The sequence below is a fragment of the Neorhizobium sp. 05N33 genome (assembly GCF_056397445.1).
Map to the genome: position 1 here is coordinate 35,503 of NZ_JBFTNK010000012.1, position 23,895 is coordinate 59,397.

Sequence of the window (23,895 nt, forward strand, 5' to 3'; positions counted from 1 at the left end):
GATGACCATTCAACGAGCCCCGATCAAACAGGCGATGGTGCTTGCCGCAGGGCTCGGCACCCGTATGCGGCCGATCACCAACACGATGCCGAAGCCGCTGGTGCCGGTCGCCGGCAAGCCGATGATCGATTATGTGCTGGATTCGCTGAGAGAGGCTGGCGTCGAGCGCGCCGTCGTCAATGTGCACCACTTCGCCGACCAGATGGCGGCGCATCTCGAAGCTTATCAGGGCCTCGAAATCCTGATCTCCGACGAGCGCGACGCGCTGATGAACAATGGCGGCGGCATCGTGAAGGGACTGAAGCTTCTCGATCGCAGCACGGTTTTCGTCATGAATGCCGACCTCTTCTGGATCGGCGAGACACCCGGCAAGCCGACCAACCTGCGGCACCTGGCGGAGTTCTTCGATCCGGAGCGCATGGACATGGCGATGCTCTGCGTCGATATCGACAACACGACCGGGCACAACGGCATCAACGATTTCGGCATAGATGCGGATGGCCGGTTGAGGCGCTACCGGGACGATCCGGCCAACCCGGTCGTTTATGCCGGCGCTTTTGCGATGAGCCCGTCCTTTCTGGATGACGCACCGTCCGATGCTTTCAACATCAATATCTATTTCGACAAGGCGATCGCCCGCGACCGGCTCTATGGAACCATGCTCGATGGCCACTGGATCACCGTCGGCACGCCGGAAGCGCTGCCGGAAGCCGAAGCGGTGATCGCCCGCTATCCGGTGGAGGCATGACCACGCTATCCGGCAAGAAGCGGGTGTTTTCGATCCCCGCCGGAGCGCCGTTCCTCAAGACCGTGGCAGCGGCACTCTGCGACGGTCGGCTCAACGAGACTTTTCGCTACGATCCGACCGATCCGCTTTCGCTCGCCGACGTGACCATCTATGTGCCGACGCGCCGTTCGGCCCGCGTGCTACGCTCGGAATTCGTCGATCTGCTCGGCGGCCGATCGGCGATCCTGCCGGTCATCCGGCCGCTCGGCGAAACCGACGACGACAGCGGTTATTTCGACCTCGTGGCGCCCGAGGAGATGGACCTGGCGCTGCCGATCGGCGGCACCGCGCGTCTCCTCGAACTCGGCCGACTGATTCTTGCGTGGCGCAACCAGCTTCCGAAAATCGTGCTCGACGTACATTCGGAATCGCCGCTCGTCGCACCGGCCAGCCCAGCCGATGCCATATGGCTCGCCCGGGCGCTCGCCGAACTCATCGACGCGGTCGAAACCGAGGAGCGCGACTGGACGGATCTCAAAAAACTCGACACCGGCGAACATGCGCTCTGGTGGCAGCTGACCGCGGAGTTCCTGTCGATCGCGAGCGCCTTCTGGCCGCTTCGTCTCGAAGAACTGCGTCGGTCTTCGCCGGCAAAACATCAGGCGTCGATCCTGCGCGGCGAGGCGCGGCGGATTTCGTCCAGGGATCACAAGGGACCGGTGATCGTCGCTGGTTCGACCGGCTCCGTGCCGGCCGCTGCCGACCTGATCGCGGCGATCTCCCGCCTTCCGAACGGCACCGTCGTGCTGCCGGGACTCGACCTCTCGATGCCGCCGGATCAATGGGCGATGATCGGCGAAGAGGCCTTTGACGGCAAACCCGAACCCGCCAGCCGCAGCCATTCGCAGTTCGGCCTGTCGCGGCTGCTCAAGAAGCTCGGCGTGACGCGGGAAGACGTGGCGATGCTCGGCGAAGTTCCGGGCGATCTCGCCTTCCGCGCCGAAGCGCTCTCCCAGGCGCTGGTGCCCGCCAAGGCGACGGACCGCTGGAGCACCTGGCGGGACGACGCGGATCCCGCTCTCCTTACCCAAGCCTTTGCCGATGTCTCGCTGATCGAAGCCTCGAACGAACGCGAGGAGGCCGTGGCGATCGCCATCGCGCTCCGGCTTGCGCTCGAACAGCCGGGCAAAAACGGTGGCGAGAGCCAGGCCGCGCTGATCACGCCTGATCGAGCGCTTGCCCGCCGGGTGACCGCCGAACTTTCGCGCTTCGGCCTGCTTGCCGACGATTCCGCCGGTTCGCCGCTGTCCGGTACGCCACAGGGCACCTTGACCCAGCTTCTGCTCGAAGCAACGCTCCGGCCGGGCGACCCGGTGGCGATCGTGGCGCTGATCAAGCATCCGCTGATGCGCCTCGGCCTGCCGGCAGCGGAGCTGCGATCGGCCGTCGAAGCGCTGGAAATCCTGGCTCTGCGCGGCGGTCTCGGCGACATGGACATTTCCGCGCTGGAGCCGCTGCTCGAAACCCAGTTGGCCAGCCAGCTCGAAGACAGGCACGCGCCGCACTGGCGGCTATCGCTGCCGACCGATGCCGCAGGTAAGGCGCGCGATCTTGCGCAGCGGCTGGCGAAAGCGGTCGAGCCGCTCGCTTCCGCCCTCGTCCGCCGCCGGCCGGATGGGCGCGGCCTTACGGCAAAACTCACGCTATCCGAATGGGCCGATCGCACCGGCCGCGCACTTGAGGCGATCTGCATCGATGAACGGCGAGACCTCGCAGCGCTCTGGTCTGGAGAAGCCGGCGAAAGGCTGGCAGGGCTGCTCTCCGAAGTCATCGATACCGACGGGCAGATGGAGGCGGACGGTCCGCAATGGATCGATATCGTCATGGCGCTGACAACAGGCGAGGCGGTAAAGCCCCGTTCGCTCAGCCATCCGCGCATCTTCATCTTCGGTACTCTCGAAGCCCGGCTGCAGAGCGTCGATACGATGATCCTCGGCGGCCTCAACGAAGGGTCCTGGCCGGGGCAGACGGTCAACAACCCGTTCCTGTCCCGTACCATGAAGACCGATATGGGGCTGGAACCGCCGGAACGGCGGATCGGCCAGCTTGCCCACGATTTCGAAATGGCCTGCGGGACGCGGCATCTAATCCTTTCGCGCTCGATGCGCCAAGGATCCACGCCAACCGTCGCCTCGCGCTGGCTGCAGCGGCTGCTTGCGCTGGGTGGACGGCAGTTTGCGGACGAGCTCCGGACACGCGGCCATCAGTACCGCGATTGGGCCTCGATGATCGATGCCGGGGAAAACCAGCCGGTCGCTAAGCGCCCGGCCCCGAAACCTCCGGCGGACCTGCAGCCGGTAAAGTATTCCTTCAGCGAGGTCGGGCGCCTGCGCCGTGACCCGTATTCGATCTATGCCCGCCGCATCTTGAAACTCGATCCGCTCGATCCGTTCAACCGAGATCCCGGCGCCTCCGAGCGCGGCACGCTCTATCATGCAATCATCGACCGCTACACCCGCGAAGGCCATAAACCCGGCACGCCTGTCGCCAGGGAGGCGATGCGGCGGATCACCGAGGAGCTGTTCGACGCCGAGTTGCTGCCGCCGCATATCGACCGCGTCTGGCGACCCCGTTTTGCCGAGGTGGCCCGCGCCTTCCTGGACTGGGAAGTCGAGCGCGCGCCGGATATCCGCAAAACGATGACGGAAGTCGGGGCCGGCTGGGAGCTTCAGCCCGCCGGCATCCGCGTTACCGGCATAGCCGACCGGATCGACATCAAGGGCTCGGGCCTTGCCGATCTCGTCGACTACAAGACGGGCCTCAGCCCTTCCGTTTCCCAGGCGCGGGCACTGCTCGATCCGCAGCTCGGGCTTGAGGCGGCGGCGCTCAGAGCCGGAGCTTTCAAGGATGCGGGTCCGTTGACACCCGACCAGCTGCTCTATGTCCGGCTGCGTCCCGGCGACCGGTTCCGGGAAGACAAGGTCAACAACGAGGGTTCGAGCGCGACGGCCAAGCGCCAACCGAAATCGGCGATCGATCTGGCCGACGAATCGATCGAGCAGCTCACCCGCTTCGTGATCACGCTGCGCAACGGCGAAGCCGGCTTCGCATCGCGGCTCGTGCCGATGGCCCAAAATGATTTCGGCGGCGAATACGACCACCTCGCCCGCGTGGCTGAATGGTCGACGGCCGACGACGAGGAGGCGGAAGCCGATGAGTGACCTGGCTCCCGAGGGTGACGATCCGCTCAAGTGGATCGACTGGACGACGGTGCAGCAATCGCTTGCCTCCGATCCGATCAGTTCCGCCTGGGTCTCGGCCAATGCCGGCTCCGGCAAGACGCATGTGCTGACCCAGCGGGTCATCCGGCTGCTGCTCGCCGGCTGCCGGCCTTCGTCGATTCTCTGCCTCACCTACACGAAGGCCGCGGCCTCGGAAATGTCGAACCGCGTCTTCCAGCGGCTTTCGGAATGGACGGTGCTTTCGGACGGCGAGCTGCGCAAGCGGATCGCCAGCATCGAAGGTGCTGAGCCGGATTCGCTGAAACTTGCCGAAGCGCGGCGGCTGTTCGCCAAGGCTCTGGAAACGCCGGGCGGGTTGAAGATCCAGACTATCCACGCCTTCTGCGAGGCGCTGCTGCACCAGTTTCCGCTCGAAGCCAATGTCGCCGGGCATTTTTCGGTGCTTGACGACCGCGCCGCCTCTGCCCTGCTTGCCGATGCGCGGCGCTCCCTGCTGACGGCAACGTCGGCGGAAGAAGACCCGGTGCTGGCCGAAGCCTTTGCCCATGTGCTGGATCTCGGCGACGAATTCGGGCTCGAAACGCTGCTCAGCGACATCATCGCCAACCGCACCGCGATCCGACGATTCATCGCCCATGCGGAACGCCACGGCGGCATCGGCGTCGAGCTGAAGCGCGCCTTAGGGCTCGGGCCGGCCGACACGGAAGACAGTATCGCCGCCGGCTACTGGCCCCTACCCGGCCTCTCCGGCCTGACGCTCGACCTCTATCTCGCGCTTGCCGACCAGAAGGGCGGGCAGAAGGTCACGGAGGTCGCTTACGGCCTTCGGCTGGTCGCCAAGGAGCCGGATGTCCTGAAGCGGGCCCAGCATCTCGACCAGATTTTTCTCACCCGCGAGGGCAAGCCGAAGGCCGACAGTTCGCTGATTGCCAAGGCGATGACAACGACGGCGCCGGAACTGACCGAAGCGGTGGCAATCGCCCGCGCCCATGTCGTCGCTTGTCGCGACCGGCTGCGGCTGGTCCGGATGTTCCTCGCGACCAAGGCGGCGCTGACGCTGGCGCAACGCCTCAACGACGATTACGAGGATCTGAAGAAACAACGCAGCCTGCTCGACTTCGAGGACCTGATCGCCCGCACCGCCGATCTTCTCACCCGCGATGGCGTCGGCGCCTGGGTGCATTACAAGCTCGACCAGGGCATAGACCACATTCTCGTCGACGAGGCGCAGGACACCAGYCCGATCCAGTGGACGGTGATCAAGTCGCTGGCGGAGGATTTCTATTCCGGCGCCAGCGCCCGCGAGACCCGCCGCACCATCTTTGCCGTCGGCGACGAAAAGCAGTCGATCTATTCCTTCCAAGGCGCCCGGCCGGAGCGGTTTGCGGAAGAACGCAGCGAGACGGAAAAACGGGTGCGGGCCAGCGACCAGGCATTCCACTCAGTGCGGCTGCCGCTCTCCTTCCGCTCCACGGCCGATGTGCTCGCAGCCGTCGACCAGGTGTTTTCCCTGGAGGAGAACTTTCGAGGCCTCAGCGCGCTCGGCGAACCGGTGCAGCACCGTTCCAACAGGATCGGCCACCCGGGCGCCGTCGACCTCTGGGACGTGGTAGTGCCGGAAGTCGCCGAACAGGAGGAAGACTGGACGGCGCCATTCGATTCGACGCCCGACAAGGCGCCTTCCGCCATTCTCGCAGGCCGGATCGCCAACCGGATCGAGGAGATGATCGGCAAGGAAACGATCATCGAAAAAGGTGTCGAACGACCGATCGAGGCCGGCGATATCCTCGTTCTGGTGCGGAAACGCGACGCCTTCGTCAATGCGCTGACCCGGGCACTGAAACGCCGCGACAATATTCCCGTCGCCGGTGCCGACCGGCTGCGGCTGACGAGCCATATCGCCGTGCAGGATCTCCTGGCGCTTGGCCGCTTTCTGCTGCTGCCGCAGGACGATCTTTCGCTGGCGGCGCTGCTCAAAAGCCCGCTCTTCAATCTTTCGGAAGAGGACGTCTTCGAAATCGCGGCGCGGCGGGCGGAGAACACCAGCGCCTGGGCACAGCTCAACCGGTTGAGCGAAGAACAACCACTACGCTTCCGCGATGCGGCCGACCGGCTTCAGCATCTTCTCGGCCTCTCGCGGCAGCTCAGCCCGCATGACCTGTTTGCCCGGATTCTCGGCGCGCAGGGCGGGCGGCGGAAATTCCTTGGCCGGCTTGGTACCGAGGCCGGCGATATTCTCGACGAGTTCCTGACCTTCGCGCTCGACCACGAGACAAATGGATTGCCGGGCCTGCAGGCGTTCATCTCGACGCTGGAGATCGAGTCGCCGGAGGTGAAGCGCGAGCAGGACGGCGGTCGCAACGAGGTGCGGATCATGACCGTGCACGCCTCCAAAGGCCTGGAGGCGCCGGTGGTGTTCCTCGTCGACAGCGGCTCGAAGGCTTTCATTTCCTCGCATGTGCCGAAATTCCGGCTGCTTCGGATCCGCGGCGAGAGTGTGCCGGCATGGGTTCCTGGCAAGATGCTGACCAATGCGATGACATCAGCCGACGACGACCGAATCAGGACTTCGACCGAGGAAGAATATCGCCGGCTGCTCTACGTGGGGATGACACGGGCCGCGGACCGGCTGATCGTCTGCGGTTATCGCGGCAAGATCGACAATCCCGATACCTGGCAGTCGATGATCTCGAAGGCGCTCGCCGCCGACGAACACCATTGCAGCCCGGCGGAGTTTCGGGGTTCCGACGACCAATGGGGCGGTTTCAAATGGCGGCTTCCGGCCGCTCCCGGACAGGCGCCGAAGTCGGTACACAAAGAGGCGGCGGCAGCGGACAGAAAGCCGCTTCCTACAGCGCTTTCCCGTCCCCTGCCCGCGCAAAAAATCCTGCCGCGGCCGCTCAGCCCTTCCGGCGCCGGCACGATGATCGATGACGACGCGGATGACCTGATCGTCACATCGCCGCTGTTCGCCACTGACCAGAAGGACAGTGCCGGGCTGGCGCTGCAGAAGGGCAAGCTGGTCCACCGCATGCTGCAGATGCTGACGGATTTCCCTGAGGCCGAACGTGCCTCTGCCGCCCGTCGTTATGCGGACCGTGCGGCCCGTTTCTGGCCGGCAGCGGAGCGCGAAAAGCTCGTCGCCAGCGTCATGTCGGTGCTGTCGCATGCCGAACTCGGGCCGGTGTTTTCCGAGCGCAGCCAGTCGGAAGTCTCGATCATGGGCACGCTGGCGCTGGAAGGCCGCGATTACGCGATTTCCGGCCGCATCGACCGGCTCGTGGTAACCGAGGACCGGGTGATCATCCTCGACTACAAGACCAATCGCGTGCCGCCGAAAACGTTGGAGGACGTGCCGCTTTCGCATCGGGCGCAGCTCGCCATCTATTGCGAAATCCTGCGGCCGCTTTATCCGGCGAAAAGTTTCGAATGCGTGCTGGTCTATACCGAGTCGGCGCAAGTGGTTACGCTGCCCGCGGAACTGCTGTCACGCTCGCTTGCGGAACTCAAAACAAAGTGAGATAGCGGCCATTGAAAACTTTGAGCGGGAAGCTCACATTTACACCAACAGAGAATCGTGAAGGAGAGCCCTATGGCTACCGTTAAAGTCGATAACAGCAACTTTCAAGCCGAAGTCCTCGATGCAGCCGAACCGGTGATCGTGGATTTCTGGGCTGAATGGTGCGGCCCCTGCAAAATGATCGGTCCGAGCCTCGAAGAAATTTCGAACGAGCTCGCCGGCAAGGTGAAGGTCGTCAAGCTGAATATCGACGAAAATCCTGAACTGGCTGCCCAGTTCGGCGTGCGTTCGATCCCGACGCTTGCCATGTTCAAGGGTGGCGAAGTGGCCGACATCAAGGTTGGCGCCGCTCCGAAGACCGCCCTTTCGGCCTGGATTTCCAGCGCCGCCTAACTTCCAGTCGCATGCCCGCATAAAAAAGCCCGGCTGATCCCTGCAGCCGGGCTTTTTCTATGTCGGTCGCGCCCTTCCCGGTCAGGTCGGCGGGGTGCCGTTGTCGGCAAGTACGTTGCCGGCGAAATAAAGCGAACCGCCGATCAGGATGCGCGGCGGCGGAGCGCCCGGCACCTGGCGGCGGGCGATTTCCTGCAGCGCCTCGGCCGTGGAGCCGGCGGGCTCGGCCACCAAGCCGGCATCGAAGGCGGCATGGGCAAGAACCACCGGGTCGAGACCCGATTCGCTGCCGCGGATGCGCACGGTGAAGACGTGTTCTGCGATATCGGCAAAGGCACGGAAATAGCCGATCGGGTCCTTGGTGTTGATCATGCCGGCAATAATGTAAAGCGGCCGAGCCTGGCGCTCCTCGAAGGATGCCATCGCCTCGGCGATCACCTCGCCGGCGCCGGGATTGTGCCCGCCATCCAGCCAGATTTCAGAGCCTTCGGGCGCATATTGCAGCAGTTTGCCTTCGGTCAGCTTCTGGAGGCGGGCCGGCCATTCGACGGTCGCCATCGCCTTTTCCATCATCGCTTCGGTGACGGTAAAACCGGCCGCCTTGACGGCGCGGATGGCGGCGGCGGCATTGGCGTATTGGTGACGCCCCGGCAGGCGTGGCAAAGGCAGGTCGGCAAGACCGAACTCATCCTGATAGATCAGCCGGCCGAATTCCTCATGGGCCGAAAATTCCTGGCCATAAACGGCGGTCGGACAGCCGAGCCGTTCTGCAGTCGAAACCAGCACGTCGCGGGCCGCTTCGAATTCCTGATGGCCGATGACGACGGGACGGCCGCGCTTCATGATCCCGGCCTTCTCGGCGGCAATCAGTTCGACGCGGTCGCCGAGATAGGCCTGGTGGTCGAGCGAGATCGGCATGATGACCGAAACCGCAGGATCTGAAATGACATTGGTGGCATCGAAACGACCGCCGAGGCCGACTTCGAGGATCACCGCATCGCCAGGCTGTTCGGAGAACAGGAGGAAAGTCGCCGCTGTGAGGATCTCGAAGACGGTAATCATCTGGCCGTTATTGGCCGCCGCGATGCGTCGTAACGCATCCGCCAGCATCTCGTCGCCGACGATCCGGCTGCTGCCGCCCTTGACGCCGATCCGATAGCGTTCATGCCAGTGGACGAGATGCGGGGACGTGTGGACATGCGTCGCATAACCGCCTGCCTCAAGCAGGGCACGGCAGAAGGCCGTCACGGAGCCCTTGCCATTGGTGCCGGCCACATGGATGACGCGCGGCAGCTTCCTATGCGGATTGCCGAGTATCTCGAGCAGGCGGGTGATCCTGTCGAGCGAAAGATCGAAACCCTTCGGATGAAGGGTCATCAGTCGTTCAATTTCCCGCTCGGCCTCGCTCACAACGGGCTCGTTCATGGTGGTCATCCCGCCGCTCCGGCTCTCGATGCTCTCTCTCGGTCAGGCGCTGAGCGCGATGGGCGCCGGAAGCACTTCCTGAACAGGCTGTTTCGTCAGCATCTTCAGGATCTTGGCCAGTGTCGATGGAATCTCGTGGCGCTTTACCACCATATCGACCATGCCATGCTCCAGCAGGTATTCCGACGTCTGGAAGCCTTCAGGCAGCTTTTCGCGCAGCGTCTGTTCGATGACGCGCTTGCCGGCAAAGCCGATTTCGGCGCCGGGCTCGGCAATATGGACATCACCCAGCATGGCGTAGGAGGCGGTGACGCCGCCGGTCGTCGGGTTGGTGAGCACGACGATATAAGGCAGGCCTGCTTCCTTCAGCATGTCGACCGCAACCGTGGTGCGCGGAAGCTGCATCAGCGACAGGATGCCTTCCTGCATGCGAGCGCCGCCGGAGGCCGGGAAGATCACCAGCGGGCATTTTTCGGTGAGTGCTCGTTCGCAAGCCCGGACGATCGCCTCACCAGCCGCCATGCCGAGCGAACCGCCGATAAAGTTGAATTCATGCACGACGGCGACCAGCTTCAGGCCCTGGACCTCGCCGAGGCCGGCGAGAATCGTGTCTTCCTGCTCGGTCTTGACGCGACTATCCTTCAGGCGATCGGCATAACGCTTGGAATCGCGGAATTTCAGCGGATCCTGGGCGACCTTCGGCTGCGGCAACGCTTCGAAGACACCGCCATCGAAAAGATCGACGAGGCGGGCCTTGGCCGGCATCTTCATGTGGAAGCCGGAAGCGGGGATGACCCACTTGTTCTCTTCCAGGTCCTTATGAAAGACCATCTCGCCGGTTTCCGGGCACTTGATCCAGAGATTTTCCGGAACGTCCCGGTTGGGACGACCGAGCATGGAGTTGATGCGCGGCCGGACGTAATTGGTGATCCAGTTCACTTGGCGTACTCCCGATTAACTGAAGCCTAATGTGGGAAACTATTCGGCGGCAACAAGGCGGGCAGCGCGCACGCCGGTTGCAAGACCGCGAACCAGGGTCGCGACCGCAGCGACGGTATCCGGGCCAGCCTTGCCATCCTTGGTGAGGCTGCCGGCGATCTGGCTAACGATTGCCGAGCCGACAACGACGCCATCCGCCGCAGCGCCGATTGCCTTGGCGTGATCCGCGGTCTTGACGCCGAAACCGACGCAGACCGGCAGAGCCGTGTGGCCCTTGATGCGCTTGACGGCTCCGCCGATCAGCGACGGATCCGGAAGGGCCGATCCGGTAATGCCGTTCATCGAGACGTAATAGACGAAACCCGACGTGTTCTTGAGAACGGCCGGAAGGCGCTTGTCGTCGGTGGTCGGGGTGGCGAGGCGGATGAAGTTGACGCCCTTGGCCAGTGCCGGGATGCAAAGCTCGTCATCCATTTCCGGCGGCAGATCGACGACGATCAGGCCGTCGATGCCCGACGCAATCACGTCATCGAGGAATCTCTCGACGCCGTAGACATAGATCGGGTTGTAGTAACCCATCATCACGATCGGCGTTTCGGTATCGGTTTCGCGGAAAGTGGCCGCAAGCTTGAGCGTCTTTGCGAGCGTCTGGCCGCCCTTGAGGGCGCGCTGACCGGCCATCTGGACTGCCGGACCATCGGCCATCGGATCCGAAAACGGCATGCCGAGCTCGATGAGATCGGCACCGGCATCAGGCAATGCCTTCATGATGCCGAGCGAGGTTTCGAAATCCGGATCGCCGCCCATGATGTAGGTGATCAGCGCGGGGCGACCCTCGGCCTTCAGGGCCGCGAAACGTTTGTCCATACGAGCGGTCATATCAAAGCTCCATGCCGAGAATCTTGCCGACGGTGAAGATGTCCTTGTCTCCACGGCCCGACAGATTCATCAGGATGATTTCGTCCTTGCCCATCTTCGGGGCGCGCTTGATCACTTCGGCGAGCGCATGGCTCGGCTCCAGCGCCGGGATGATGCCTTCGAGACGGGTCAGCATCTGGAAAGCGTCGAGCGCTTCGTCATCCATGATCGGCACGTATTCGGCGCGCCCGATGGAATGCAGCCAGCTATGTTCCGGACCGATGCCCGGGTAATCGAGGCCGGCCGAAATCGAATGGCCTTCGAGGATCTGGCCGTCGCCATCCTGCAGCAGATAGGTACGGTTGCCATGCAGGACGCCTGGCGATCCGGCAGTGATCGAGGCGCAATGATCGACGCCCTGGAGGCCACGGCCGCCAGCTTCGACGCCGACGATCCGGACGCTTTTGTCGTCCAGGAACGGATGGAAGATGCCGATCGCGTTCGAACCGCCGCCAACGGCGGCGATGACGACATCCGGCAGCCTGCCTTCGGCTTCCAGTAACTGGGCGCGGGCTTCGGTGCCGATCACCGACTGGAAGTCGCGGACCATTTCCGGATAGGGATGCGGGCCGGCGGCGGTGCCGATCAGGTAATAGGTGTCGTCGACATTGGTGACCCAGTCACGCAACGCCTCGTTCATGGCGTCCTTCAGCGTGCCGTGACCGGCGGTCACCGGACGGACTTCAGCACCGAGAAGCTTCATGCGGAAAACGTTCGGCGCCTGGCGCTGGACGTCGGTCGCACCCATGTAGACGACGCAAGGGAAACCGAAGCGGGCGGCAACGGTCGCCGACGCGACGCCATGCTGGCCGGCGCCGGTCTCGGCGATGATTCGGGTCTTGCCCATGCGCTTGGCGAGCAGGATCTGGCCAATGCAGTTGTTGATCTTGTGCGAACCGGTATGGTTCAGCTCTTCGCGCTTGAAATAGATCTTGGCGCCGCCGAGATGTTCGGTCAGGCGCTCGGCGAAATAAAGCGGGCTCGGACGGCCGATATAATGGGCGCCGAGATCAGCCAGTTCCTTCTGGAAGGCCGGATCGTTCTTCGCCTTTTCCCATTCGCCCTGGAGATCCAGGATCAGCGGCATCAGCGTTTCGGCGACAAAGCGCCCGCCGAAAATACCGAAACGGCCATCCTCGTCGGGGCCGGCACGGAACGAATTGGGTTGTGGCGTCTCGTTCACTCTCTACTCCCTCACGCGCCCTTTCGACCCGCCTCTGCGACGGCATCGAAAAAGGCATCGATCATTCCAAGGTCCTTGATGCCCGGCGCGCTTTCCACGCCGGACGATAAGTCGATACCGCTTGCCCGCGTCGATTTGAGGGCAATAACGGCATTATCCTTGTTCAATCCTCCCGAAAGCATGTAATCCACGCCCTCGTCAAGGGAAGCCATCAGGCTCCAGTCGAAGGAAATGCCGTTGCCACCCGGCAATTCGGATCCGGCGGGCGCTTTGGCATCGAAAAGAAAGCGATCGGCAACGCCGATATAAGGATCGATCCGGTCGAGATCGCCAGCTTCCTTCACGGAAAATGCCTTCATGACCGGCAGACCGAAAAGCGCTTTTACCTGCAGAACCCGTTCCGGGCTCTCATTGCCATGCAGTTGCAGGATGTCCGGCCGCACCATCGAGACGATGTCGTCGAGCTCCTCGTCGTCGGCATTAACGGTCACCGCGACGAGCTTCACCCGCCCGCGGACTCGATCGGCAAGGTCTCCGGCCAGGTCCGGTTCGACATAACGCGGGCTCTTGGCGAAAAAGATGAAGCCGATATGCGAGGCGCCCCGCGCCACGGCGCGATCAACAGCCTCGGGGGTTTTCAACCCGCAAATCTTGATATCAGGTTTCATGACGTGCGGAGTGGCATGAAATTCCGCCGGAGTCGAGGCAAATCATAGCAGACGGAATGCGGCCTTGGTGATCCTGGTTATTTTCGTCTTCGGGTTCTCCCCGAGGATCGGCCGGGACACGTCGTGTGCCTCGAATTGAAATTTAATAATGACACGCGACGTGCCCCGTTCGGTGTGTTTTCCGCGCAACTCCGGTCCCTCTGCGGCGGTATGGTCTTGCGTCCTTGCGGAATGCCATACCGGGTTGTGTGCGACACACGCACGCCCCGCCTCAGGGCGAGAGGGAGACCATTTTCTGCGCAGCCCCTGGCGACCCACCTGCATGACGGCAGATCATCAAGGCACCGGTCCCGCCTCGCCGGTCATGCGGGCCGGTGTAGCCGAAACGGGACGGGTGGATTGTAGGCACGGGGTCGAGGGGTGGGGATGAGCGAGGGTGTATTTTTATGCTTTTGTTTCCCAAGTGACTGATTTGCCTAAGCAAGCCCCCCTCTGCCCTGCCGGGCATCTCCCCCACGGGTGGGGAGATCACAAGCGTCGCGATCCTCGCTTCCAAACTACCGCCGCGAAACATGCAACGCCCAATGGAGGGCTGTGAGCAGGCTCCCAGCCAATCTCCCTCCTTGTGGGGGAGATGCCCGGCAGGGCAGAGGGGGGTGCCACACCCTCCGCTGCCAACCGCTTCCTGCACTTACTGCTCCCCCATCACCTCGGGCTTGACCCGGGGACCACGGCCGCAACCTCGTCACTCGAAATCAATCGCATGTAGCTGGGACCCATGCTGTTTCAGCCATTTTCGGGCCTCTTCCATGCGCGGGCAGAGCTCTCGGCACAACGCCCAGAATTTCGGGCCGTGGTTCATCTCCTTCAGGTGCGCCACTTCATGGGCGGCGAGATAATCGATGACGAGAGGCGGGGCCATGACGATGCGCCAGGAAAAACTGAGGTTTCCATCCCAGGAACAGGAACCCCAGCGGCTGCGGGTGTCCTTCATGGAGACTGACTTGACCGGTTTGCGGATGGCGGCGGCGTGGCGGGCGACCAGCACTTCGAGATCCTTGCGCGCTTCCTTCTTGAAGAAGGCGGAGAGCCGACGGCCCATGTGATCCTCGAGGCCGCTGACCCGCAGCACCGGTTCGCCATCGACCAGCACCGCTTCGGTGAGGCCGCGCAGCGTGCCGGTATGTTCGATCCGATGGGGCACGCCGCGAAAGGCGATGCGGCCGCCTGATCGGATCGGGTTATCGGCCGAAAATTTGGCGAGCTTGGTGAGGAGCCAGCCCTGGTGACGGTCGAGGAAATCGTCGATCTCGCGCTTCAGCAGACCCGCTGGCACCGTAAGGTTGAGCGCGCGGCCGCCGGGTTCGATCCTGAGCGTAATGCGGGTGGCGCGGCGGTTTTCCCTGATCGTCAGCGGCATCGCCCGATCACCGACATCAAGCGTCCGCTTCACCGTTTCGAGCGGTTTCGGCTTGGAGCGGACTGGCTTTTTCAGAAGCGCGAACATGGACCCTTTCTAGCCGATTCCTTTCCATAAGAAAGCCGGCGTCTCAACGACGCCGGCTCCCCATCACGTTTCACGTGAATCCCTGGGAGGATCAGAGATCGACAACCGGGTTCTGGCCGGAGGAACGGTTCTGCCGCTCGCGCATGAAGCGGTCGAATTCTTCCTGGTCCTTGGCGCGGCGAAGCTCGCGGACATAGTTGTCGAATTCTTCGCGCATCTCATCCAGCTTGCGGCGCTCTTCCTCGATCCGGTCGATCTCGGTCTTGCGCCAGTCGTCAAAGGCGACGTTGCCAGTGGTGAAATGCGTGTTGTAGCGGGACTTCGCCCGACGGCAGCCGGCGAACATCCGGTCGGCGCGGTGGTTGGCATCACGCTTGAAGCCGCGGAGCCTCTCCCCGAACAGAATGTAGGCGAGCATGGCAAGGCCGAGCGGCCAGAAAACGACGAAACCGAGCACCATGAGCGCGATGGTAGCCGGCGTCCACTCCGGACGAATCAATGCTGACTGGTTCATTGGTCACACCCTGATGTTTCAGCGGGTGGCCACATGCCAGCCCGACTGAATTCGATTTGGTGAGCCCATGATCCGCCTTCAAGAAGACGGATCATTAAATTCAAGAAGATGCTGAAATATAAACCAGAATTCGAAGACGCGACCGGACTTAGCCGGCCTTGCCGCCCTTGATGACCCGCTTGACCGGAGTCTTCTTGGTCACAGACCTGGCATGTTTCTGGGTGAAGGCAACGATGCGAGGCGCGATCTCGCGGCGGAAACGCGAGCCGTTGAACACGCCGTAATGGCCGACATCCGGCTGCATGTAATGCAGGCGCATGTCATCGGGGATATTGGGGCAGATGGTCTGCGCCGCATTGGTCTGGCCGAGACCGGAGATATCGTCGTTCTCGCCCTCGACGGTCAGAAGCGCCACCTGACGGATGAGCTTGGTATCGACCGGTACATTCCGGTGCATCATCTCGCCCTTCGGCAGTGAATGCTTGATGAAGACCGTGTCGACCGTCTGGAGGTAGAACTCCTCGGTGAGGTCCATGACCGCCAGATATTCGTCGTAGAACTCGCGATGCTTCTCGGCAGACTCGCCGTCGTTCTTGACGAGGTGCTGGAAAAATTCCTTGTGGGCGCTGACATGGCGGTCAAGGTTCATCGACATGAAGCCGGACAATTGCAGGAAGCCCGGATAGACGCGGCGCATGAAACCCGTATGCGGCCACGGCACGTTCATGATGACGTTATCGCGGAACCACTCGATCGGATGTTCTTCCGCAAGCTTGTTGACGGCGGTCGGGTTGATGCGGGTGTCGATCGGACCGCCCATCAGGATCATCGAGGCCGGAAGCATGGCATCCCGCTGGGATTCCATGACGGCAACGGCGGCAAGCACCGGAACCGAGGGCTGACAGACCCCGATGACATGGGCGCCGGGGCCGATCGCATGCAGCATCTCGATGATATAGTCGATATAGTCGTCGAGATCGAAGCGGCCGTCGGTGATCGGCACCATGCGGGCATCGATCCAGTCCGTGATGTAGACGTCGGCGCTCGGCAACAGCGCTTCCACGGTGCCGCGCAGCAGCGTCGCATAGTGGCCGGACATCGGCGCAACGATCAGGATCTTCTGATCCGGGGCACGACCGGTGGGCAGATCGCGGCGGAAATGCAGGAGATTGCAGAAAGGCTTGGTCCAGACGATCTCTTCCGTTACCGCGACGGTCTCACCATCGACAGTCGTGAAGGGGAGATCGAAGGCCGGCTTGCCGTAACGGCGCGTGACGCGCTCGAAGACTTCAAGGCTGGCGGACAGCGTGCGGCCCATCGTGGTGTGGGAAAACGGATTGAGCGGATTGGAATAGAAGAAGTGCATGGCATCCGCGGCGGCGCGGACGGGAGCCATCGCGGCGTGGTTCATCTCGTAGAACTGATAGAACATCGACGTGCTACCTTTCGTGATTTCCGACAGCGCATTCGACAGGGACATCGAACCGATCGGTTCAGGAGCAGTGTGAGGATAGGCAAGCACTTTTCTATTGCGATGCAACATTATGGGGAATACCGGCTGAATTGGCCAAGAGGAAGGCGGGGCGGCAGATCATTCTGCTGTCTTGAGAATGACATGTAAGCCTTAAAGTTCCACCTTCCAAGCCTGGTTAAGGACTCATGCCCGCCGGCGGGCATGAGTCCTCCTATTATTTAGACGTCAGCAACGAAGGTCTGGCGTTGGGTGCCGAGGCCGTCGATGCCGAGTTCGACGACTTCGCCGGGTTTCAGGAAGCGCTGCGGCTTCATGCCGAGGCCGACGCCCGGAGGCGTGCCGGTGGAGATGATGTCGCCCGGATGCAGCGACATGAACTGGCTGAGGTAGGAGACGAGATAACGGACGCCGTAGACCATCGTCTTCGTGGAGCCGTTCTGCATCTTCTCGCCATTGACCGTGAGCCACATGCCGAGGTTCTGCGGATCGGCGATTTCGTCCTTGGTGACGAGCCAGGGGCCGATCGGGCCGAAGGTGTCGCAGGACTTGCCCTTGGTCCACTGACCCGAGCGCTCGCTCTGGAAGGCGCGTTCGGAGACGTCGTTGGTCAGGCAGTAGCCGGCGACATAATCCATCGCATCAGCTTCCGAGACATATTTCGCGGTCTTGCCGATGACCACCCCGAGCTCGACTTCCCAGTCTGTCTTCTGGGAACCACGCGGGATGACCACGTCGTCGTTCGGGCCGACGATGGCGGAGGTCGCCTTCATGAAGATGATCGGCTCCGGCGGCACGGTCGCGCCGGTTTCGGCGGCGTGGTCGGAATAGTTGAGGCCGATGCAGATGAACTTCCCGGTGCCGGCGACGCAGGCGCCGATGCGGGTCGGTTGCAGTTCGGGCAGGCTTTCCGGATCGAGAGCGGCGATCCTGGCAAGGCCTTCCGGGGAAATCGCAGGTCCGGCAATGTCGGCGACATGGCCGGACAGATCGCGGATCTTGCCCTTGTTGTCAAAAAGTGCCGGCTTTTCATGGCCCGGCTCACCAATGCGCATCAGTTTCAAAACATGGTCCTCCATTTATCGAGGAGGTTTATGAAACATGCGCCCCGGCTTGTCACCCCCGTTTTCAGCCAACCAGAAGTCTGTTGCCAACCAGGTCGCCGGGCTTATTGTTAATCCTAAATCTCCTCCCGGCCTGCAATTTCGGAGAATGCCCATGACCAGCAGCAACACCCGCGACTCGGAGTTTCCGATCGATACATTTTTCCTCGACCGCTGGTCGCCGCGGGCGTTTACCGCGGAGACGATCGATCAGGCGACCATGCTGACGATCCTTGATGCCGCTCACTGGGCGCCCTCCTCCGGCAACAACCAGCCTTGGCGTTTCATCTATGCACTGCGCGGCACGCCATCTTTTCCGGTGCTCGTCGACATTCTTTCGCCGGGTAACCAGCGCTGGGCGCAGAACGCGGCAGCGCTGATGATCGTCGTCTCGAAGACCTATCGCGTGGCAAGCAATGGCGAGCACCGGCTTGCCTACACCCATTCCTACGATACGGGGGCTGCCTGGTTCTCGGTGATCTGCCAGGCGATGAAACTCGGTTATCACGCGCATGGCATGGAGGGTTTCGACAAGGAAAAGGCTGTCGAGGTTCTGGGCATTCCGGAAGGTTACCGGGCCGAGGCAGCGGCTGCGATCGGCCGCATTGCGGACCGGAGCACGCTTCCCGACGATCTTGCCGAGCGGGAGTTTCCAAGCAAGCGCAAGCCGGTTTCGGAAATCGCCTTCGAAGGAAAATTTACCGGAGAGCCCTGAGCGCCGGCGATCTCTCGAAATTGTTTCACGTGAATCCCTATCCACAGAAAAGATTCACGTGAAACACTTTCGAACTGGACAAACAAAAAGCGGCGGCCCGATCCGGACCGCCGCTTTCATTGTTAATGAAGCTTAGACCTCAGATGTCGAGGTTGGCAACGCTCAGGGCGTTATCCTGGATGAACTCGCGGCGCGGTTCGACTTCGTCGCCCATCAGGCGTGAGAAGAGACCATCGGCATCGGTCGCATCGTTCACCCTGACCTGCAGCAGCGAGCGGACGTTCGGATCGAGCGTCGTTTCCCAGAGCTGCTCGGCATTCATCTCGCCGAGGCCCTTGTAACGCTGCATGGAGAGGCCCTTGCGGCCGGTTGCGAAGATCGATTCCAGGAGGGCGCGGGGGCCGGACATTTCCTGCTGGCCGTCCTTGCGCGTGAGGACCGGCGGGGTGCGGTAGATTTCCTGCAGGCGCGGGGTCATCTGGTCGATATGGCGGGCATCGGCCGAGCCGATCAGCGCCACGTCGACGGCCGCGACTTCCTTGACGCCGCGCACCATCCGCTCGAAACGCAGACCGCCCTCGTCCGTCACATGGCCGGACCAGCCGCGTTCGGTCTCTTCGGCGATCATATCGAGGCGGCGCGCCACTTCGTCGGCGGTCTGCTGGGCCCGTTCGCGATTATCGGTAAGCTCCGGATTGAGCGCGCCGGCGATCGCAGCCTGTTCGATGATCGAGCGGCTATAGCGGGAATGCAGGCCCTCGACCAGGCTGCGCAGGCGCAGTGCATCCTGGATGACTTCGCGCATATCCTGGCCGGCACGCACTTCACCGGAACCGAGCGTCAGGGTCGCTTCCTCAAGGCCCATGGTGATCAGGTATTCTTCCAGCGCGCCTTCGTTCTTCAGGTACTGGATCGACTTGCCGCGGCTGACTTTATAGAGCGGCGGCTGGGCGATATAGATATGGCCGCGTTCGATCAGGTCCGGCATCTGGCGGAAGAAGAAGGTCAGAAGCAGGGTGCGGATATGGGCGCCATCAACGTCGGCGTCCGTCATGATGATGATCTTGTGGTAACGCAGCTTGTCGGCGTTGAACTCGTCCTTGCCGATCGACGTGCCGAGCGCGGTGATCAGCGTGCCGATTTCCTGGCTTCCGAGCATCTTGTCGAAACGAGCACGCTCGACGTTGAGGATCTTGCCGCGGAGCGGGAGGATCGCCTGGTTCTCTCGCGAACGACCCTGCTTGGCGGAACCGCCGGCGGAATCGCCCTCGACGAGGAAAAGTTCGGACTTGGCCGGATCGCGCTCGGAGCAGTCGGCAAGCTTGCCGGGCAGCGAGGCGATGTCGAGCACGCCCTTGCGGCGGGTCAATTCGCGGGCCTTGCGGGCGGCTTCGCGGGCGACTGCTGCTTCGACCACCTTGCCGACGAGGATCTTCGCTTCGGTCGGATGTTCTTCAAACCAGGTGCTCAGCGCTTCGTTCATCAGGCTTTCGACCACCGGCCGAACTTCCGACGACACGAGCTTGTCCTTGGTCTGCGACGAGAACTTGGGGTCGGGCACCTTGACGGAAAGCACGGCGGTCAGGCCCTCGCGGCAGTCTTCTCCCTGCAGCGTTACCTTTTCCTTTTTGGTGATACCGGAACTATCCGCATAGGACGTCACCTGGCGCGTCAGCGCGCCCCGGAAGCCGGCCATATGGGTGCCGCCATCGCGCTGGGGAATGTTGTTGGTGAAGCAGAGCATGTTTTCGTGGTAGCTGTCGTTCCACCACATGGCCACTTCGACCGTCATGCCGTCCTTCTCGCCCTTGATGGCGACGGGCTTGTCGACCAGCGGCTTCTTGGAGCGATCGAGATAACGGACGAAGGCTTCGAGACCGCCGTCATACAGCATCTCTTCCTCCTTGATGTCCGGCTTGCGCTTGTCCGTTAGCCGGATTCTAACGCCGGAATTCAGGAAGGCCAGTTCGCGCAGGCGATGCTCGAGCGTGCCATAGTCGTATTCGGTCATCGTGAAGGTGTCGGAGCTGGCGAGGAAGGTGACCTCGGTTCCGGAACGGCCTTCGTATTCGCCGATGACTTTGAGCGGTCCGTCGGCGACACCATGTGTGAAGGAAATCTCGTGGAGTTTGCCATTGCGGCGAATGCGCAGTTTCAGCCAGACGGACAATGCATTGACGACCGAGACGCCGACGCCGTGCAGACCGCCGGACACCTTGTAGGAGTTCTGGTCGAACTTACCGCCCGCATGGAGCTGGGTCATGATCACTTCGGCAGCGGAGACGCCTTCGCCGGTGTGAATGTCGGTCGGGATGCCGCGTCCGTTGTCCGTGACGGTGATCGAACCGTCGGCATTAAGGGTCACGGTAACCAGGTCGGCATGACCGGCAAGCGCTTCGTCGATCGCGTTGTCGACGACTTCGTAGACCATGTGGTGCAGGCCGGAGCCGTCGTCAGTATCGCCGATATACATGCCGGGGCGCTTGCGCACTGCATCAAGGCCCTTCAGAACCTTGATCGAGTCGGCACCGTATTCGGCACTCGCGCCATTATCGCTGACGGGTGTATCGGTCATCAATTATCTTCCAATTCGTTTGAGATGCCGGTGAAGCGAATCACCGGCTATTCCACCCTCAGAATATAGGGAAATCGGGGCGGTTTCTAAAGGTTGAGCCTCGCCAATACGGCATGAAAGCCGTGGATGCGTAGCGAATTCAGCCTCGCATCTCGGCTTTTTTGAGGAGCGTGTCCATTTCCTCTATCACGTCGGGCGGTAAAGAGCGAATCCGCTGCGCCAGACGGTTGGCAAAGCCGGTGTATGATGGCGGCAGACCCGCGGTATCGAGCACGACTTTCGGATGGGACGCCTCGGCAAGGCGGAAAAGTTCTTCTGCCTCGTCCCAGATGACGTTGAAATATCCGGCGATCCGCTGCAGCAGTTCGAACGTCGGACGGCCGCGCTTTCCATGCTCCAGGGCGGAGAGATAGGCGGGCGTGACGCCGATCGCCTCAGCAAGCTCGCGCTGGGTGATGCCCTTGCGGCGGCGCAGCTCTCTCAATGCATGACCGAAGGGAGTCATTCCCGATCTCCGCGGCTGCGGGAAAGCCGCACATACATGGCGCCCTCTCCGCCGTGATGGCGCGCAGCCCATTCATAAGAGGAGATCAGGAAGCGGAATTCGGCTTTCGAAAACCACAGGGGCACGGCGCGTCGGAGCGCGCCTTCGCTGCCCATCGAGCTGCCCTTGCCGGTGATCACCAGGACATGGCGGAGCCCGCGTTCATGGGCCCGCAGCAAAAAGTCGAGAAGCAGGTCGTGGGCCTCGCCCTGAAATAGTCCGTGCAGATCGAGCCGAGCGTCGATCGGCAGCCGGCCCTTGGCGAGCTTTTTCTTGACGGGCTTTTCGAGCGGCTGATGAGAGCCTACGGGACGCTTGGAGGGGACGGCAACCGGAAGTTCGACCGCATAACTTTCTTGCCGCGGCGCGGGTTTCGGCTTTTTCGCTTCGACAGCAGCTTCTTCCGCGGCGATCTTTGCGGCCTCCGCTTCCTCGAATTGCAGGATCTCCTTCATGCGGCCGGGCAAGGCGCGGGCCGACTTCGCCACCCTTCCCCACAATATCCGCTCTTCCGGATCGAGTTTGCGACCGCCCTTCATCCGCCGTACCTGACAGACGCTGCCTTGGGGATGAGAATATAGAAGTCCGCATCGTTGCGCACCGTTCCAGCAAGCTCGCCCGCCTCGAAGCCTGAGCCGGTAAAAATGTCGCCGCGCGCCGGTCCGACGATCGCCGAGCCGGTATCAAGCGCCAGCATCAGCCGCGCGAAGGGTTTGCCGCCATCCATATGGGTCAGCGTCTCGGACCGGATGAAAAAGGGAAAACCGAAAGTGTGGATCTGGCGATCGACCGCCAGCGAGCGCCCCGGGATCAGCGGCACCTTGGCGGCGGCCACCGGTCCGAGCGACGGATCGGAGACATCCGCTTGCCGGAAGAAGATGTACGAACGATTGTGCCAAAGCAGTTCATCAACCTTAGCCGGATTCTCAGCCAGCCAGGTTCGGATGCTCTGCATGGAAATCTTCGCAGGATCGATCTCGCCACGGTCGATCAGCAGCCTGCCGATCGGCGAGAACGGATGGCCCGCTTTGGCGGCATAGGTGATCCGCCGGATGTTTCCATCCGGATATCTCAGTCTTGCGGCGCCCTGAACGTGGATGAAGAAGACATCGACCTTGGATTTCGCATAGGCGATCTCCAGGCCGCGGCCTTCGAGGAATCCGCGATCGATCTCGCCGCGATCCGGATAAGGTTCGACTCCGTCAGGTGTCTGCCGGCCAAACATGTAGCCGGAGTCCAACCCCGCCGGACGGTTACTGTTGTCGAGATCAATAAGATCGTCCGGGCGATAATAGAAAGGATGCGCCCAGACATCGTCCCGCGTTTCCGAGACCTCTATTTCCGGCTCATAAAAAGCGGTGACGAAACCGCGCCGGCCGTCGCTGCGCGCGATCAGGAAGGGTGTGCAATGGGTTTCGAAAAAGGCCCTGGCGGAAACGGCATCGCCCGGGAGGTCCCGGGCGGCTTCGATGAGGGTGCCGAGTTCTTCGGCGGTCAGGCCGAGGGAACCGGTGCGGTATGGCTTGACCTTGCGGATATGCTCGAGCGACGCGCGCATGCCGGCAAACAGTGCCGTCGGATCGTCATCGCCCCACCCCGCAAGATCGGAGAAGGTTACCGGCCGTAGAGTATAATCCGCAGAGCTCAAGGTCATTGTTCGGATTCGGTGGCGACCAATCTCCAGTTCGGATCGCGGGAGTGGATGTCACGGGCAAAGGTCCAGATGTCGGTGACCTCGGCCACGGTTTCCTGATCGCCGTCGATCAGCGCGCCGGCCTTGTCATAGGTGGCGGAAATCAACTGGCTGACGATGCGGACGGTGATCTGTTCCTCGGCATCCTTGACCGCGGCATGGGTGATATCCGCCTTGTCAATGCCGACGAAGGTGGACTTCACTACTTCGCCGCGGGATTCCCGGTCGGTGATCGCCGTATCGAAACCGTCGAACACCTCTTTGGAGAGAAGGCCCTTCAGCGTCTTCCGGTCGCCGTCGGCAAAAGCCATGACGATCATTTCGTACGCCATGCGGGCGCCGTTGAGAAACTCGCGGGGACGGAAAGCGGGATCGGACTTGACCAATTCGCGCAGCGCGGCATTAAGCGGCGTAGCCGGCTTGGCGAGAGCGTCGACATCCGCATAACGCTGCTCGTCCTCCGTGGCATCCCGGCGCGGCAGGGTCACGACCTTGCTGTCGTCGCCGCCCGGGTTTTTTGCGACGTCGCGGGGGCTGTAAGGATCGAACGGCGGCTTCTCACTTCCCGTCCGGCGTCCGAGCACACTGCGCAGTTGCAGGAAGATCAGAACCGCTGCGACGAGGAAAAAGAGTGTTATAAAGTCGTTAGAGCCCATCTTAACCCGCATTTGGCGTTTAAAAGTTCGGTGCAGTTTCTCATATAGTCTGCATACGCCTATCATTCAAATGGCGAAGACGTTAGCGCTTTGCGCACTTCT

Annotated in this window: 19 protein-coding genes; 5 read left to right on the forward strand and 14 right to left on the reverse strand. The window is 62.2% G+C overall.

Going from position 1 to position 23,895, the window contains the following annotated elements; translation table 11 throughout:
• The first annotated feature begins 1 nt into the window (after position 1).
• The 4 genes from AC1DLT_RS24100 to trxA all read left to right on the forward strand — a co-directional run bounded on the left by AC1DLT_RS24100 (position 2) and on the right by trxA (position 7,882).
• Entirely contained in the window at positions 2-748 is a 747-nt protein-coding gene (locus AC1DLT_RS24100) for a nucleotidyltransferase family protein (protein WP_477488426.1), read from the forward strand.
• Positions 745-3,948 carry a double-strand break repair protein AddB gene (gene addB, locus AC1DLT_RS24105; protein ID WP_477488427.1) on the forward strand — a complete coding sequence of 1,068 codons (3,204 nt, stop codon included), beginning with the start codon at positions 745-747 and terminating at the stop codon, positions 3,946-3,948. Before AC1DLT_RS24100 ends, addB begins: the two co-directional genes overlap by 4 nt.
• Positions 3,941-7,489: a double-strand break repair helicase AddA gene (addA, locus tag AC1DLT_RS24110; RefSeq protein WP_477488428.1), complete on the forward strand. Its 3,549-nt coding sequence runs from the start codon at positions 3,941-3,943 to the stop codon at positions 7,487-7,489. The genes addB and addA overlap by 8 nt, the downstream gene beginning before the upstream one ends.
• Positions 7,490-7,561: 72 nt before the next feature.
• A complete protein-coding gene (gene trxA / locus AC1DLT_RS24115; RefSeq protein ID WP_038547409.1) occupies positions 7,562-7,882 on the forward strand; it encodes a thioredoxin in 321 nt (106 codons plus the stop codon).
• A gap of 81 nt (positions 7,883-7,963) precedes the next feature.
• On the opposite strand, the gene AC1DLT_RS24120 is transcribed toward trxA, so the two are convergent.
• From AC1DLT_RS24120 to AC1DLT_RS24160, 9 genes are all read right to left on the reverse strand, one after another.
• Complete coding sequence (locus tag AC1DLT_RS24120; protein ID WP_477488429.1) at positions 7,964-9,316, reverse strand: bifunctional folylpolyglutamate synthase/dihydrofolate synthase; 1,353 nt, start codon at positions 9,314-9,316, stop codon at positions 7,964-7,966.
• A gap of 33 nt (positions 9,317-9,349) precedes the next feature.
• A complete protein-coding gene (accD, locus tag AC1DLT_RS24125; protein ID WP_038547403.1) occupies positions 9,350-10,246 on the reverse strand; it encodes an acetyl-CoA carboxylase, carboxyltransferase subunit beta in 897 nt (298 codons plus the stop codon).
• Between the two features lie 39 nt (positions 10,247-10,285).
• Positions 10,286-11,125 (reverse strand): tryptophan synthase subunit alpha, encoded by an 840-nt coding sequence (gene trpA, locus AC1DLT_RS24130; RefSeq protein ID WP_038591629.1) that lies wholly within the window; start codon positions 11,123-11,125, stop codon positions 10,286-10,288.
• A gap of 1 nt (position 11,126) precedes the next feature.
• Complete coding sequence (gene trpB / locus AC1DLT_RS24135) at positions 11,127-12,347, reverse strand: tryptophan synthase subunit beta (RefSeq protein WP_477488430.1); 1,221 nt, start codon at positions 12,345-12,347, stop codon at positions 11,127-11,129.
• A gap of 11 nt (positions 12,348-12,358) precedes the next feature.
• Complete coding sequence (locus AC1DLT_RS24140) at positions 12,359-13,015, reverse strand: phosphoribosylanthranilate isomerase (RefSeq protein WP_247033268.1); 657 nt, start codon at positions 13,013-13,015, stop codon at positions 12,359-12,361.
• A gap of 745 nt (positions 13,016-13,760) precedes the next feature.
• Positions 13,761-14,522 (reverse strand): M48 family metallopeptidase, encoded by a 762-nt coding sequence (locus AC1DLT_RS24145; protein WP_151045374.1) that lies wholly within the window; start codon positions 14,520-14,522, stop codon positions 13,761-13,763.
• Positions 14,523-14,613: 91 nt separating this feature from the next.
• The gene (locus AC1DLT_RS24150) at positions 14,614-15,036 is read right to left on the reverse strand and encodes a DUF2852 domain-containing protein (protein WP_038547389.1); all 423 of its coding nucleotides are present in this window, start codon (positions 15,034-15,036) and stop codon (positions 14,614-14,616) included.
• A 148-nt stretch (positions 15,037-15,184) separates the two neighbouring features.
• Positions 15,185-16,468: a polyhydroxyalkanoate depolymerase gene (locus tag AC1DLT_RS24155; RefSeq protein WP_477488507.1), complete on the reverse strand. Its 1,284-nt coding sequence runs from the start codon at positions 16,466-16,468 to the stop codon at positions 15,185-15,187.
• A gap of 260 nt (positions 16,469-16,728) precedes the next feature.
• Complete coding sequence (locus tag AC1DLT_RS24160; RefSeq protein WP_477488431.1) at positions 16,729-17,571, reverse strand: fumarylacetoacetate hydrolase family protein; 843 nt, start codon at positions 17,569-17,571, stop codon at positions 16,729-16,731.
• A 154-nt stretch (positions 17,572-17,725) separates the two neighbouring features.
• Between AC1DLT_RS24160 and AC1DLT_RS24165 the strand changes: the two genes are divergently transcribed.
• Positions 17,726-18,325, forward strand: a complete 600-nt coding sequence (locus AC1DLT_RS24165) for a nitroreductase family protein (RefSeq protein ID WP_477488432.1) — start codon at positions 17,726-17,728, stop codon at positions 18,323-18,325.
• 139 nt (positions 18,326-18,464) lie between these two features.
• Here AC1DLT_RS24165 and gyrB read toward each other — a convergent pair whose 3' ends face one another.
• The 5 genes from gyrB to AC1DLT_RS24190 form a co-directional block, all read right to left on the reverse strand.
• Positions 18,465-20,900: a DNA topoisomerase (ATP-hydrolyzing) subunit B gene (gene gyrB, locus AC1DLT_RS24170; RefSeq protein WP_477488433.1), complete on the reverse strand. Its 2,436-nt coding sequence runs from the start codon at positions 20,898-20,900 to the stop codon at positions 18,465-18,467.
• Between the two features lie 139 nt (positions 20,901-21,039).
• Positions 21,040-21,405 (reverse strand): helix-turn-helix domain-containing protein, encoded by a 366-nt coding sequence (locus tag AC1DLT_RS24175; RefSeq protein ID WP_038547381.1) that lies wholly within the window; start codon positions 21,403-21,405, stop codon positions 21,040-21,042.
• A complete protein-coding gene (locus AC1DLT_RS24180) occupies positions 21,402-21,983 on the reverse strand; it encodes a Smr/MutS family protein (protein WP_477488434.1) in 582 nt (193 codons plus the stop codon). The genes AC1DLT_RS24175 and AC1DLT_RS24180 overlap by 4 nt, the downstream gene beginning before the upstream one ends.
• Positions 21,980-23,098 carry a murein transglycosylase A gene (mltA, locus tag AC1DLT_RS24185; protein WP_477488435.1) on the reverse strand — a complete coding sequence of 373 codons (1,119 nt, stop codon included), beginning with the start codon at positions 23,096-23,098 and terminating at the stop codon, positions 21,980-21,982. Before mltA ends, AC1DLT_RS24180 begins: the two co-directional genes overlap by 4 nt.
• Entirely contained in the window at positions 23,095-23,793 is a 699-nt protein-coding gene (locus tag AC1DLT_RS24190) for a Tim44/TimA family putative adaptor protein (protein WP_038594330.1), read from the reverse strand. Before AC1DLT_RS24190 ends, mltA begins: the two co-directional genes overlap by 4 nt.
• Between the last annotated feature and the right edge of the window lie 102 nt (positions 23,794-23,895).

Coding starts and splice junctions, on each gene's coding strand:
- AC1DLT_RS24140 (WP_247033268.1), bottom strand. CDS start 13,015: ATGAAACCTGATATCAAGATTTGCGGGTTGAAAACCCCCGAGGCTGTT.
- AC1DLT_RS24155 (WP_477488507.1), bottom strand. CDS start 16,468: ATGTTCTATCAGTTCTACGAGATGAACCACGCCGCGATGGCTCCCGTC.
- gyrB (WP_477488433.1), bottom strand. CDS start 20,900: ATGACCGATACACCCGTCAGCGATAATGGCGCGAGTGCCGAATACGGT.
- mltA (WP_477488435.1), bottom strand. CDS start 23,098: ATGACCTTGAGCTCTGCGGATTATACTCTACGGCCGGTAACCTTCTCC.
- trpA (WP_038591629.1), bottom strand. CDS start 11,125: ATGACCGCTCGTATGGACAAACGTTTCGCGGCCCTGAAGGCCGAGGGT.
- AC1DLT_RS24180 (WP_477488434.1), bottom strand. CDS start 21,983: ATGAAGGGCGGTCGCAAACTCGATCCGGAAGAGCGGATATTGTGGGGA.
- AC1DLT_RS24165 (WP_477488432.1), top strand. CDS start 17,726: ATGACCAGCAGCAACACCCGCGACTCGGAGTTTCCGATCGATACATTT.
- AC1DLT_RS24175 (WP_038547381.1), bottom strand. CDS start 21,405: ATGACTCCCTTCGGTCATGCATTGAGAGAGCTGCGCCGCCGCAAGGGC.
- addB (WP_477488427.1), top strand. CDS start 745: ATGACCACGCTATCCGGCAAGAAGCGGGTGTTTTCGATCCCCGCCGGA.
- AC1DLT_RS24145 (WP_151045374.1), bottom strand. CDS start 14,522: ATGTTCGCGCTTCTGAAAAAGCCAGTCCGCTCCAAGCCGAAACCGCTC.
- AC1DLT_RS24150 (WP_038547389.1), bottom strand. CDS start 15,036: ATGAACCAGTCAGCATTGATTCGTCCGGAGTGGACGCCGGCTACCATC.
- AC1DLT_RS24100 (WP_477488426.1), top strand. CDS start 2: ATGACCATTCAACGAGCCCCGATCAAACAGGCGATGGTGCTTGCCGCA.
- AC1DLT_RS24190 (WP_038594330.1), bottom strand. CDS start 23,793: ATGGGCTCTAACGACTTTATAACACTCTTTTTCCTCGTCGCAGCGGTT.
- trxA (WP_038547409.1), top strand. CDS start 7,562: ATGGCTACCGTTAAAGTCGATAACAGCAACTTTCAAGCCGAAGTCCTC.
- AC1DLT_RS24120 (WP_477488429.1), bottom strand. CDS start 9,316: ATGACCACCATGAACGAGCCCGTTGTGAGCGAGGCCGAGCGGGAAATT.